The following is a 12,559-nucleotide window of genomic DNA, read 5'->3' as shown; positions in this document are numbered from 1 at the left end:
ACGCGTCACGGCCGGGACGACTCGGCGGCGGGGGTGCCCTGCCCGTCCGCCTCCGGGGGCTCGCCGCGCAGTTCCAGGGCGCGGCGGGGCCGGTCGGTGATCAGCACGTCCACGCGCGGGTCGGCGAGGAAGCCGCGCAGGGCCATGTCGTCGTTGACGGTCCACACCATGGTGAACAGGCCGTTGCGGGCGGCCTCCCGCAGCACGTTCGCGCGGGCGAGCCGCTGGTGGACGGCGACGCCGTGCGCGCCGCACGCGCGGATTCGGCGCATCGGGAACAGTTCGCTGAGCCGGGTCGCGGTGAACCGGGCCGCGCCGATCTCCTTGCGGTCCCGGCCCAGGGACAGCGCGGTCCGCACGCCGGGGTAGGCGCGGGTGATCGCGGCGACGGAACGGTCCTCCAGGGTGGTGGCGACGAAGCCGTCCTCGCCGAGCAGGGCGATCGCCCGGTCGATCACGTCGTTCTCGTAGCCCGTCTCCTTCAGGTCGAGGTGCCCGATCAGCTTCCCGGCGATCAGCTCCATCACCTCGTCGACCACGGGCACCGGGTAGCCGGCGCGTTCGTTCAGCTCGGCGTGGGTCAGCTCGGTGAGCAGCGGGCCGGTGTGCCGGACGCGGGGGTCGTGGTAGACGACGAGGACGCCGTCGGCGGTGCGGCGGATGTCGAACTCGGCGTACTCGGCACCGGTGCGCAGCGCGTCCTCGTACGCCTGCCAGGTGGCGGGGCCGAAGGTCTCGGATCCGCCGCGGTGGGCGGAGACGGCGGGGCGTCGGGTCATGGCGGTCAGCTCCCGGAGGTGGTGCGTGGTGCGGGGAGGGGCGGGGGTCCGTCGTCGGGCGGGGTGAGCAGCTCTCCGGAGCGGCCGGCCCGTCTCAGCAGCAGATAGCCGATCAGCACCAGGATGATGAAGGGCAGCCAGGCCAGCAGATAGGCCACGCCGTACCGGCCGAGGTCGAGGATGGAGCGGTGCTCGTCGACGTCGGTGCCGTTCACCCCGAAGAACGCGAGCAGCAGGGTCGGCGGCAGGGCGATCAGGGTGGCGGCGGCGACCAGGCCGGAGATGGTGCGGTCGCGGGCCTCGTCGCGTTCGGCGAGGGCGGCGTCGAGGGCGGCGGAGCGGGCGTTGATGACGGAGGTGAGGCGCTCCACCATGCGGGCCGAGTTGTCCAGGCTGTCGCGGATGCCGAGGGTGTCCCGCAGGGAGGACTGGAAGCCCTCCATCAGCATCTCCGGGATCAGCAGGCTGTCGACGTAGGCCTCCACGCCGAAGGCGAGGTCGAGCTGGAGTTCGTTGACGCCGGCGGAGAGCCGGGAGATCAGGGCGCGGATGTTCTGCGGGGAGTCGGCGGCGGCCTGCTCGTTGGCGCGCATCATCGTGAACGCGGCCAGCCGGGTGCGCTGCAGCACGGCGAGCGCGGAGATCATGCCGGTGGCGACCAGGGCGAGGCCGTTCTCCACGTGCGGGGCCCAGCCGGCCTGGACGGAGACGCCGCGGCCGTGCGCGGAGACCGTCGCGCCCTGGTTCTTCAGGTTGGGCGGCAGGCTGGGGCCGTTCGCCATCTTGCCGCGGTAGACGATCTCGTTGAGCGGGCCGAACAGGCCGGGGCCGCCCTCGGCGGCGGCGGTGATCAGGTCGGCGAGCAACCGGCCGCCGGGGAAGACGAGTTGGTGGACGTTCTGCCCGTAGGCGAGGGGGGTGTCCAGGCCCAGCCGGTCGGTGAGCACGTCGAGCAGCGGACGGCCGCCGAGGGTGATGTCCCCGCGGTCGAAGCAGGTGTCGGCGAGCCAGGCGGCGATGGCGCCGGCCGGGGTGTGCCCGGCGAACTCGCAGTCCAGGAGCAGGGTGGCGTCGCCGCGCGGGGTGGTGACGACGAGGATGCCGGCGGTGTCCAGGGCGAGTCCGTGGTCGCCGGCGGGCAGGGCCAGCTCGCCCGGTTCCAGGCGCTGGGTGAGCACCGGCACGGGCAGTAACGCGGCGCCGGACACCAGGTGCGGGGCGAAGCGGCCGAAGTCGAAGCGGTCGACGAGGGGGCCCAGTTCGCCGTCGCGCGGGCGGATGCGGCCCGCCAGGCTGAACAGCATGAGGATGCGGGTGTATTCGCGGGTGGCGGAGTCGAGCACCGCCGTACCGCTGGATGGTCCCCCACCGCCGGACGTTCCCGCCGCCATCGAAAAGATCCCCTCCCCATTCGGCGCAGGGCGTTGATACCCCCCGCCCCGTCCCGGTGAACCGCGCGGGCCGCCCCTCGCCGGGAGAGGGGCGGCCCGGGTCGGCGTGGAGCCGGGGCGGGCGCGGTCAGGCGAGCTTCGCCGTCAGCGTGATCGGGACGGCCTTCAGGGCCTGGCTGACCGGGCAGTTGACCTTGGCCTTCTCGGCCTCGGCGACGAACGCCTCGTTGTCCAGGCCGGGGACCGTGCCCTCGACGGTGAGGTGGATGCCGGTGATGCCCTCACCCGGCTGGAAGGTGACGTCGGCGGAGGTGACGAGCTTGGTCGGCGGGGTGCCGGCCTGGGCGAGGGCGTGCGAGAACGCCATGGAGAAGCAGCTGGAGTGGGCGGCGGCGATCAGCTCCTCCGGGCTGGTCTTGCCGCCCGGCTCCTGGGTGCGGGCGGCCCAGGTCACCGGCTGCTCGTTGATCGCGCCGGAGGAGTCGAAGGTGACGACCCCGTTGCCCTCGAGCAGGTTGCCTTCCCAGACAGTGTGTGCGGAGCGCGTGGTGGCCACGTTCATTCCTTTCGTACGGTCCCGGTTCGGACGGATCCGGGTTGACGGACACCATCCGATCACACTCCGGCGCACCGCACGAGGAAGACCGGCCACCGGCGTCGCGCTCAGGCGGCGGCGCGCTGCCGGCGGGCCGCCAGCCAGGCGTAGACGGGCACGCCGGCGAAGAGGAACAGCACGCCCTGGTAGACGGCCGCGTATCCGGCGCCCGCGACCAGCCACAGGGAGAAGCCGAAGGCGAGCGCGGCGAGCACCGCGTCGCGCACCAGGCGGGCCCGGTTCACCTTCTCGTGCTCGCCGCGGACCAGGTGGAAGATCTGCGCGGCGGTCGCCAGCAGGTACGGCACGGTCGCGGTGAACGTGGTGACCAGGACCAGGATCTCGAAGACCCGCGCGGAGCCCGCCGTGTAGTTGTACACGGTCAGCAGGGAGGCCAGGACGACGGTGACGCCGACGCCGACCGTGGGCACGCCGCGCCGCTTGCGGGTGAACACGGCGGGGAACAGGCCGTCGCGGGCGGCCGCGTACGGGGTCTGGGCGCTGAGCAGGGTCCAGCCGTTGAGGCAGCCGGTCATCGACACCAGTGCGGCGAGCGCGACGGCCCAGCCGCCCCAGGAGCCGCCGAACATGGCGTTCACCGCGTCCGAGAAGGGTGCCGTGGAGCCGACGAGCTCGTCGTGGGCGACGGTGCCGAAGACGGAGAGGGTGCCGAGCAGGTAGACGAGGGCGGCGCCGAGGGTGCCGATGACGGTGGCGCGGCCGACGTTGCGGCGCGGGTCGCGGACCTCTCCGGCGCTGACCGCGGCCGACTCCACGCCCAGGTAGGAGAAGAGCAGGATCGCGGCGGACGCGGAGAGCGCGCCGAGCGCGCTGTCGCCGCTCGCGTTGAACGGGCCGAGGTTGCCGGCGTCGAAGAAGAACAGTCCGCCGACCGCGACGAGCAGCAGCGGCGCGAACTTCAGCACGGTGGAGACGAGCTGGACGGCACCGACGTAGCGGGAGCCGGCGAAGTTGGCCAGGGCGGGCAGCCACTGGATGACGAGCGCGGCCAGGCACGCGGTCCACTTGTGGTCGTTCACCGGGATCAGCACGTCGAGGTAGCCGACGGCGGCCACGGCGAGCGCCGCGTTGGAGACCCAGGTGGTGATCCAGTACGCCCAGGCGGCGAGGAAGCCGGCGAAGTCGCCGAAGGCCTCGCGGGCGTAGACGTACGGGCCGCCGGTGCGCGGGTCGCGCCGGGCGAGCCGGCCGAAGACCAGGGCCAGGGCGATGGCGCCGGCGGTCAGGACGGCGAAGGCGGCCAGGCTGACGGTGCCGAAGGGGGCCACGGCGGCCGGGAGCAGGAAGATGCCGCCGCCGATGATGTTGCCCATGACCAGGGCGGTGGCGACGGGGAGCCCGAAGCGCCGGGTGTGCTTGTCGGGGGCCGCGGCGGCCTCGGGTGCGGCAGCCTGCGGGGCCGGAGCCTGGACGGTCCCGGTGTCGTGCATGGGGTGGTGCGCCTCTCGTCGTGCCGGTGCCCGGGATCGCCGGACGACCGTCATGTTCGGTCACCGGTTCGAGAGGTTCCAAATCACGCGGTTTTGTCCTGCACGGTGGGGTCCGGCACCGCAAAAGGTGCGTCGTCGGGGGCTTCGGACCGGGAATCGTCCACCGGCGCCGAACCTTCCGGAATCTGCCCTTCCGTCCTGCGGTCCACCGGCACCTGGGGGCCGTCCGCCTCCCGCAGCCAGCGGCGCAGCACCCGGTGGACGTGCTCGGCGCCGGTGATCGCGGTGCCGTCCGGGGCGGGCGCGGACAGGGCGAGCGGGGACAGCAGGAACGCCGTGTTCTGGGCGCCGCCGAGGCCGCCGTGGGAGCCGATCTGCTCCTCGAAGGCGAGGACCTCGCCGTCGGCCGGGTCACAGGCCGAGTTGATCATGATGTCGGCGGCGTGCGGGAAGGAGTGGGTGCGGCGGACCGCCGCCGCGGCGCCCGGACCGAACGGGGCGAGCGGGCCGGGGTGGTCGTCGTCGAGCCGGTCCACCGGGACCTCCACGCCGTGCGCGCCGAGCACCACCCCGCCGTGCTCCTCGCTGCGCACCAGCAGGAAGCCGATGCCGGGGTGGTTGGCGAGGGTCGGCAGCAGCGCCGGGTGGCGTTCGTCGATCTCCTCCTTGCTCATCCGGTGCGGCACGTCCGGGAAGGAGACCAGGCCGAGGTTGCCGGAGGCCAGCACGACCGGCTCGGAGCGGCGGGCCGGGCGGCGTTCGTCGGCGCCCTCCTCGACCGGGATGCGCAGCGCGGCCCGGACCGCGGCGCGCGCCTCGGCGCCGCTGTGCGTGCGCTCGGCCCGGCGCGGCACGGGCAGGCCGCAGCCGGCCCGCACCAGGTCGCCGAGGGTGAGGCCGTAGCGGGCGCGGAAGGTCTCGCCGGGGCTCTGGCCGTGGTCGGAGAGGACGACGATCCGGTACGGGCGCGGAGCGTGCTCGGTGACCTTCTCGATCAGCGCGAGCGCCCGGTCGAGGCGCTGCAGCACCCGCTCGGCGTCCCGGCTGAACGGCCCCGAGTGGTGGGCGACCTCGTCGTAGGCGACCAGGTCGGCGTAGATCGCGGTGCGTCCGGCGAGCAGGTCGCCCATGACGGCGGCGACGACGACGTCCCGCTCGACGACGGTGGCGAAGGCCCGGATGAACGGGTAGAGACCGCCGCGCGAGACGCGCGGGCGCTCCTTGCGCAGCCGGGAGCGGGTGGACTGGCCGATCTCGCGGCCGACCTCGGCGACGAAGGAGAGGGCGGTGCGTACGGCGTTGGCCGGGTCGGAGAAGTACGCGAAGTAGCCGGCCCGGGATCGGTTCTCGCGGCTGCGGCGCCGGGTGGCGATGGACAGCACCAGGGCCTGCTCGTCGGCGCCGCCGCCGAAGAGGTTGCCGCGGCTCGCGCCGTCCACGGTGAGCAGCCCGCCGTCGCCGGTGCGCCGGACTGCGCGGCGCTGGAGTTCGGCGGCGCTGGTGGGGCGGTTGCTGACCATCACCTCCTGGGTGTCCTTCTCGTACCAGCGGAAGGCGGGCACGTCGAAGGTGCTGCCGTGCAGGATGCCGAGCTGGCTGGCGCCGGTCTGGCTGGACCAGTCGGTGCGCCAGGGGGTGAGGCGGTGGGTGGGACGGGCGGCGGGGCGGGCGGTGTGCGGCACGTCGCGGGTGCCGGTGGTGCCCGTGCCGGTCCCCGTATCGGTGCCGGTGCCGAGCCAGCGGGCGACGGTCGGCATCAGGCCCTTGCCGACGGCGTCGACGAGCACGTCGTGGCCGACGCCGTCGAGTTGCAGGAAGAGGGTGCCGGGGGTGGCGGGTCCGGGTGGCAGCTCGCGGCGGCGGCGGTCGGCGAGGCGGTACAGCCGGCGCCGGTAGGCGTCGTCGTCGCGCACCGCGAGCGCGGCGCCCGTGGCGGAGGCGACGGCGGACATCACGGCGGCCACCACCACCGCGGTCTCCGGATCGGCGGCGCCCCGCTCCCCCGGGTTCAGCCGCAGCGCGAGCAGCAGCAGCGCCCCGTTGAGGGCGAACACCAGCAGCCCGAGGACCAGCGCGGGCACCAGCAGCAGCAGCCGTACGAGCAGCGGCCACACGAGCGCCGACAGCAGGCCGAAGGCGCCCGCGCCGAACGCGGCGGTCACGGCGATGTCGGTGGCGCTGTCGCCGTCCGCCGACCGCAGCCGGAAGTCCGGCAGGATCCCGGCGAGCGCCAGCATGGTGACCGTACTGACCGCCCAGACGGCGACGCTCCGCCCGACTTGGCTCGCCACCCGCCGCCAACGCCCCGCACGCACTCCCCGTACACCTCACGTCCCGGCCCGCGGTCGGCGCGGGCCCGTCCCCAGCGTGTCATACCGCCCGCCACGGCCGGGTTCGCGCGGCGCCCCGCTCGTGCCGGTCGGCCGCACGCCGTCACGTCGTCTGGGTGCCGGGCACGGTGCGTCGAGGCGGCTGGTCGTCCGGCCGGTGCCGCGGGTCCGCGGCTACCGCCCGTCGTAGCCCGCCGTCGGCATGGAGAGTCTGCGGTGGACGCGGGCCTTCATCTGGGCGTCGTAGAAGGGCTCCGCCCGGCCCACCGTCTCGACGCGCACCCCGCGCCGGGCGCACTCGGCGGTGAACTCCTCGACGTCGGCGAGGGCGGACTCCAGGACGCGGCGGCTGGGGGCGACGAACACGTCGCGGCCGGGCCGCACCCCGTCCCACAGCAGGCAGTGGTCGGGGCGCAGTCTGTGCACCAGGAGCTCGCGGGTGACGACGTACCCGTGCTCGGCGGCCCAGCGGGCGCACATCGCGTGCTGGCCGCGGGAGTCCACCAGGAAGGGGTCGATCTCCAGCTCCCGCAACGGCGTCAGACTGGCGATCGCCGTGACGCGGACCGGCCCGGGGCGTGCTTCTCCCATGGCGTCCCCCTCACCTCAGGGTTTCGCCGCCGACCCTACTCCTGCCCGTAGGCTTCGGGGAGTCGCGTGAAGGAGGCAAAGGGGTGCCGGTGGAGATCACCTGGTGGGGTCACGCCACCTGCACGGTCGAGGATTCGGACGTGCGCGTGCTGACCGACCCTCTGTTCGCACGCCGGCTGGCGCACCTCAGGCGCCGGTGCGGGGCGCCGCCACCGCCCGGCGCGTGGCGCGCGGACGTCGCCGTGGTGTCGCATCTGCACGCCGACCATCTGCATGTGCCCTCGCTCGCGCGGCTCGCGCCGGGCACGCGCCTGCTCGTGCCCCGGGGCGCACCCCGTGCGGTGCCCGGTCTGCGCCGGCTCACGCGGCTGCGCGTGACGGAAGTGGCGCCGGGCGACCGGGTGACGGTGGGTGATCTCGAGATCCGGGCCGTCCCGGCGCTGCACGACGGACGGCGGCTGCCGCTCGGCCGGCACCGCTCCCCCGCGCTGGGGTACGTCGTCGAGGGCGAGGCGCGCACCTACTTCGCCGGGGACACCGGACTGTTCGACTCGATGGCCGAGGAGGTCGGGCCGGTCGACGTGGCACTGCTGCCGGTCGGCGGCTGGGGGCCGTTTCTCGGCGAGGGCCACCTGGACGCGGGGCGGGCGGCGCAGGCGCTGGCCCGGCTGGCGCCGCGCAGCGCGGTGCCGGTGCACTACGGCACGTACTGGCCGATCGGCATGGACGCGGTGCGCCCGCACGAGTTCCACGCGCCCGGCGACGAGTTCGTCCGGCTGGCTGCCCGGTGGGCACCCGGGGTGGTGGTGCACCGGCTGGGGCACGGGGAGAGCGTCCGTCCGGAGGTCGCGCGGTGAACTGGCTGGCGGCCGCGCCGGCGACGGTGCCGCCCGAGACCACCCAGCAGGCGATCGGCTATCCCACGCTGTTCCTGCTGGTGCTGGTCGGGGCGCTGGTGCCGGTGGTGCCGACGGGGGCGCTGGTCAGCGGCGCGGCGGTGGTGGCGTTCCATCAGACCGCGCCGTTCGCGCTGGCGCTGGTGTTCGTGACCGCCGCGCTGGCCGCGTTCTGCGGGGACATCGCGCTGTACTGGCTGGGACGGCGCGGGATGCGGTCACGCAACGGCTCGCGCTGGCTCGGCGCGATCCGGGCGCGCGCGCCGGAGGACCGGCTGGCGCAGGCCCAGGAGAAGCTGGCCGCGCACGGGGTGGCCGTGCTCGTGCTGTCCCGGCTGGTGCCGGCCGGCCGGCTGCCGGTGATGCTGGCCTGCCTGGTCGCCGAGTGGCCGCTGCGCCGCTTCGCCCGCGGCAACCTCCCGGCGTGCCTGGCCTGGGCGGTGACCTACCAGCTCATCGGCATCCTCGGCGGCTCCCTCTTCCCCGAGCCCTGGGAGGGCGTGGTGGCTGCGGTCGTCCTGACCCTGCTGATCAGCGTGGCCCCCGGCGTGTGGAGGCGGTTGCGGAGGCCGGGGGCGGCCTGAGCGCGTGCGGCCGCGCGGACGCTGCCTGTTTCCTGCCTCCGGCTTCCTGTCCGGCTTCCGGCTTCCGGCTACCTCGCCTGCGGCTTCCTGTCCGGCTTCCGGCTTCCTGCTTCCGGACTCCCGCCTCCCGCCTCCGGCTTCCTGCTTCCGGACTCCCGCCTCCGGCTTCCTGCCTCCTATCTCCTGCCTCCTGTCTCCGGCTCGCGGCTTGCGGCTTGCTGGTTGCGGCTTGCCAGGGCGGGCTACTCCAGCAGCCGCGAGCCGCCCACCGGCAGGTCCCACAGGTCCGCGCGGTCCCGGCCCGCCTGCTCCCAGGCCGCGCGGACGCGGGTCAGGGGTTCGAGGACCGGTTCGGCGGACAGGACGAAGGTCGCCCAGTGCATGGGGGCCATCCGGGCGGCGCCGAGGTCCTGGGCGGCGCGGACGGCCTCCTCGGGGTCGCAGTGGACGTCGCTGAGCCACCAGCGGGGGTCGTAGGCGCCGATGGGGAGCAGGGCGAGGTCGATGCCGGGGTAGCGGCGGCCGATGCGGGAGAACCAGTGGCCGTAGCCGGTGTCGCCCGCGAAGTAGACCCGCTTGCCGTCGGGCGCGGTGAGCACCCAGCCGCCCCACAGGGAGCGGCAGGTGTCGGTCAGGGTCCGCTTGGACCAGTGGTGGGCGGGCACGAAGTCGAAGCGCACGCCGCCCAGTTCGGACGCCTCCCACCAGTCCAGCTCGGTGACGGTGGTGAACCTGCGGCGGCGGAACCAGCGGCCGAGGCCGGCCGGGACGAACACCGGGGTCTCGCGCGGGAGCCGGCGCAGCGTCGGGGCGTCCAGGTGGTCGTAGTGGTTGTGGCTGATGACGACGGCGTCCACGCGGGGCAGCGCCTCCCAATCCACGCCGACGGGGGTGATCCGCGTGGGGGTGCCGATGATGCGCCGGGACCAGACCGGGTCGGTGAGCACCGTGAGCCCGCCGATCCGCAGGACCCAGCTGGCGTGGCCCGCCCAGGTGACGGCGAGGGTGCGGGCGTCCACGCGGGGCAGCGGTGCGGGCTCGTACGGCAGCCGGGGGATGTCGGTCAGGCCCTCCTTGCCGGGCCGTACGGCGCCTTCGCGGGCGAAGCGGGCGAGCGCCTTGATGCCGGGCAGCGGGGCGGTCAGCCGGTCGTGGAAGGCGCGCGGCCAGACTCTGCGCTCCCCGAGCGGGCGCGGTTCGGCGAGCGGTGGGAAGGGTGGGGCGAGGGGTGCCGCGGCAGCGGCCGGGTCGGCGCTCTCCCGGGCCGTCGGGCTCGTGGTCGACTCGGACTGCTGCGTCATCGAGGATGCTCCCATCGCTGAGCGTCGTCACGGAGGCCGTCGAGGACCGACCTCAGAGTGATCAACGACCGTCGCACGTGTGGCAGTTCCGTCGGCGTGGCGGAACGCAGGGCCCGCAGGCGCTCGGCGTCCGAGCCGCCCAGCAGGGCGCCGGTGGACAGCCGGACCCGCAGCGCGCCCAGGTCGTCGCCGAAGCGGTGCCCGCCGGGCGCGGGCATACCGAGCCGCGCGGAGAGGAAGTCCTCGAGTTCCTGGGCGTCGGTCACGCCGTGCGCGGCGAGACCGGCCTTCAGCGGCCCGAGGTCGGCGTACAGGTGGCGGCCCGCGCGCGGCGGCAGCGCGAGCGCGCCCGCGGCGACGATCGCGCGGTGCATCTCCCCGGCCACGCGCGCGTGCAGGCGTACGGCGGCCGCGGTCCGCGCGGTGACCGGTTCCGGTTCGGCGAGGGCGTAGGCCGCCGCGGCGGCGACCGGCCCGGCGATCCGCGCGCCGAGCGCGGTGAGCACGTCGAGCACGCGCGCGCGGAGGCCGTCTCCGACGGCCCCGGCGGGGAACCGGGCGAGCGCGGCCGGCCAGCCGGACGGCAGCAGTGCGCCGGCCAGGTCGGTGACGACGGTGACCTGCTCGGGCAGCATCTCGGCGGGGCTGAACAGCACGGTGTCGTGCGGGTCGTGCAGGGTGTCGCGCCAGGTCTCGTCACTGACCAGGTGCAGCCCCTCCCCCGCAGCGGCCTCGACGGCCTCGTGCATCACCTCCGGCGGCACGACCGTAGCCGTCGGATCGTCGGCGACCGACAGCACCAGGAGCCGGGGGTCGCCGCCCTCGGCGCGCACCCGCCGCACGGTCTCCAGCAGGGCGTACGGATCGGGTACGCCGCCGCACTCGGCGGGGGTGGCGACATGGAAGACGGGCCGCCCGAGCAGGCGCGCGTACGGCGCCCACCCGGCCGCGCAGGGGCGGGGCACCAGCACGTCGCCGCCGAGCGCGGCGGTCAGCGCGAGCAGCACGGCGGGCGCGCCCGGCGCGGCCACCGTGTGCTCGGGCGCGGTGGCGAGCCCCCGGCGCGCCCAGTAGCCGCACCCGGCCTCCAGGAGGGTGGGGCCACCGCCGACCGGTTCCGCGCCGCCGCGGTCGGCCGCCGCGGCGAGCACGGCGGCCAGCTCGGGCAGGACGGGCAGCACGTCGTCGGGTGCGGGCGGGCCGTAGCGGACGGGGCCGTGGTCCTCGGGGGCCGGCCGCCGCGCGGGGTCCTGCGCGCTTCGGTGGGCGCCGGGTCGGGTCGCGGTCCCGTTGCCTGTCCCGCCGGCCGTTCCGTTGCCTGTCCCGTCGGCTGCTCTGTGGGCTTTTCCGCCGGTTGCTCTGTGGGCTTTTCCGTTCGTGGGGCCGGGCGCGCTCGGGTGCGCGGGTTCGTCCGCCGTTCCGTCGTTCTCGGTCGTGGCTCGCTCCCTGGTCCGTGGCCGGTGCGGGTCGGCGTCACCGGCGCCCGTGTCGTCGCCGGCAGCCCCGTCGTCGGTGTCGTCGGTGTCGTCTACCCGCGCTATTGCGTACCCAGCGCACCGCCGGATCAGCCGTCGGTTCCGAAAGCCCTGCCGTAGAGCCGGTGCGCGGCGGCGCCGAGTGCGCCCACGATCAGCAGTCCGCCCAGGACCAGGGCGGGCACGGACACGCCGAACGCGCCGCCCGCCCCGGCGCGCACCCCGCGCTGCACGGTCGCCGTACCGCAACCGGGGTCCTTGAGGTCGGGGCAGGGGGTGGCGCTGTGGCCGCCGCCACTGCCGGCACCTCCGCTCCAGCCGCCGTTGCCGCTGCCGCTGCTCGCGGGCACGGTGAAGGTCGCGCTCCAGGGCTTGCCCTCGCCACCGTGGGGGGCGGGGCAGGTCCCGTCGACGGTCCACGCGGAGTCCTCGCCCGCGGCCTCCTTGTCCGTGACCTCCTTGTCCGCGAACTCCTTGTCCGTCACCTCCTTGTCCGCGACCTCCTTGTCCGTGCCCTCCTTGTCCGTGGTGTGCCCGCCCGCGGGGTCCTCGCCGGCCGCCTGCCCGGTGGCGGTGAGCTGCCCTGTGGCGGGCTCGTCCACGACGGGCTCGTCCGCCACGGGTTCTTCGGCAACGGGCTCCTCGGCGACGGGCTCGTCCGCCACGGGCTCGTCCACGGGCTCGTCCACGGGCTCGTCCACGGGCTCCGCGACCGCGGGCCCGTCCGTGGCGGGCTCCTCCGCGGTGAGCGGGCCGCCGGGAGGCTTGTCGTCCTCGAAGTCCTCCGGGAGGACGATCCGCGCGGTGCCCCGGTAGACGGCCTTGGTGGCCTTGTCGTCCTTCCCGGTGACCAGCCGCAGCTCGGCCAGCCCGTCCTCGAAGGCCATGGAGGTGGCGTCGATGGCGTCGGGCGCCGAGCCGTCGAGGGGGTCACAGGTCACCGAGACGGTGACGGTGGCGCCGGGCGCGGCCTGGCCGGGGCTGACCTCGGCGGCCGGTTCCGCGAGGGCGCCGGCGGCGGCTCCGCCGACCGCGGTTGCGGCCAGGACGACTACGGACACGACACGAGCGGCACGACGCACGACTCGACTCCCACCACGGTGACGACAGACACCCAGCCATCACATCCGCTGGGCACCGGGCCCGCGCGCGGCCGGCCTCCATTC

At 75.1% G+C, this 12,559-nt stretch carries 11 protein-coding genes; 2 read left to right on the top strand and 9 right to left on the bottom strand.

Features of this window, described 5'->3' with window-relative positions:
• Positions 1 to 5: 5 nt before the first annotated feature.
• From AB0K92_RS14170 to AB0K92_RS14145, 6 genes are all read right to left on the bottom strand, one after another.
• On the bottom strand, positions 6 to 779 hold the full coding sequence (locus tag AB0K92_RS14170) for a glycerophosphodiester phosphodiesterase family protein (RefSeq protein ID WP_365922561.1): 774 nt from the start codon (positions 777 to 779) through the stop codon (positions 6 to 8).
• Between the two features lie 5 nt (positions 780 to 784).
• Positions 785 to 2,170: a hypothetical protein gene (locus AB0K92_RS14165; RefSeq protein ID WP_365922559.1), complete on the bottom strand. Its 1,386-nt coding sequence runs from the start codon at positions 2,168 to 2,170 to the stop codon at positions 785 to 787.
• A gap of 127 nt (positions 2,171 to 2,297) precedes the next feature.
• Positions 2,298 to 2,726, bottom strand: a complete 429-nt coding sequence (locus AB0K92_RS14160) for an OsmC family protein (RefSeq protein ID WP_166003181.1) — start codon at positions 2,724 to 2,726, stop codon at positions 2,298 to 2,300.
• A 107-nt stretch (positions 2,727 to 2,833) separates the two neighbouring features.
• Complete coding sequence (locus tag AB0K92_RS14155) at positions 2,834 to 4,216, bottom strand: amino acid permease (RefSeq protein ID WP_365922557.1); 1,383 nt, start codon at positions 4,214 to 4,216, stop codon at positions 2,834 to 2,836.
• An 83-nt stretch (positions 4,217 to 4,299) separates the two neighbouring features.
• Positions 4,300 to 6,531, bottom strand: a complete 2,232-nt coding sequence (locus tag AB0K92_RS14150) for a phage holin family protein (RefSeq protein ID WP_365922555.1) — start codon at positions 6,529 to 6,531, stop codon at positions 4,300 to 4,302.
• Positions 6,532 to 6,720: 189 nt separating this feature from the next.
• On the bottom strand, positions 6,721 to 7,137 hold the full coding sequence (locus AB0K92_RS14145; RefSeq protein ID WP_365922553.1) for a hypothetical protein: 417 nt from the start codon (positions 7,135 to 7,137) through the stop codon (positions 6,721 to 6,723).
• Between the two features lie 83 nt (positions 7,138 to 7,220).
• Here AB0K92_RS14145 and AB0K92_RS14140 point away from each other — a divergent pair, with 83 nt between their 5' ends.
• Together AB0K92_RS14140 and AB0K92_RS14135 are read left to right on the top strand one after the other, a co-directional pair.
• A complete protein-coding gene (locus AB0K92_RS14140) occupies positions 7,221 to 7,994 on the top strand; it encodes an MBL fold metallo-hydrolase (protein WP_365922551.1) in 774 nt (257 codons plus the stop codon).
• Positions 7,991 to 8,617, top strand: coding sequence for a VTT domain-containing protein (locus tag AB0K92_RS14135; RefSeq protein ID WP_365922549.1), 627 nt, complete (start codon positions 7,991 to 7,993; stop codon positions 8,615 to 8,617). The genes AB0K92_RS14140 and AB0K92_RS14135 overlap by 4 nt, the downstream gene beginning before the upstream one ends.
• A gap of 242 nt (positions 8,618 to 8,859) precedes the next feature.
• Here the strand turns inward: AB0K92_RS14135 and AB0K92_RS14130 are convergent, their stop codons facing one another.
• The 3 genes from AB0K92_RS14130 to AB0K92_RS14120 all read right to left on the bottom strand — a co-directional run bounded on the left by AB0K92_RS14130 (position 8,860) and on the right by AB0K92_RS14120 (position 12,454).
• Positions 8,860 to 9,918, bottom strand: a complete 1,059-nt coding sequence (locus tag AB0K92_RS14130; protein ID WP_365922547.1) for an MBL fold metallo-hydrolase — start codon at positions 9,916 to 9,918, stop codon at positions 8,860 to 8,862.
• Positions 9,915 to 11,099: an aminotransferase class I/II-fold pyridoxal phosphate-dependent enzyme gene (locus tag AB0K92_RS14125; RefSeq protein ID WP_365922545.1), complete on the bottom strand. Its 1,185-nt coding sequence runs from the start codon at positions 11,097 to 11,099 to the stop codon at positions 9,915 to 9,917. Before AB0K92_RS14125 ends, AB0K92_RS14130 begins: the two co-directional genes overlap by 4 nt.
• Before the next feature lie 383 nt (positions 11,100 to 11,482).
• On the bottom strand, positions 11,483 to 12,454 hold the full coding sequence (locus tag AB0K92_RS14120) for a hypothetical protein (protein ID WP_365922543.1): 972 nt from the start codon (positions 12,452 to 12,454) through the stop codon (positions 11,483 to 11,485).
• Between the last annotated feature and the right edge of the window lie 105 nt (positions 12,455 to 12,559).

Source organism: Streptomyces sp. NPDC052687 (assembly GCF_040678395.1).
Taxonomy (GTDB): Bacteria; Actinomycetota; Actinomycetes; order Streptomycetales; family Streptomycetaceae; genus Streptomyces.
The sequence above is the reverse complement of the archived record's forward strand: the minus strand, read 5'-3'. Positions and strand labels throughout refer to the sequence as shown.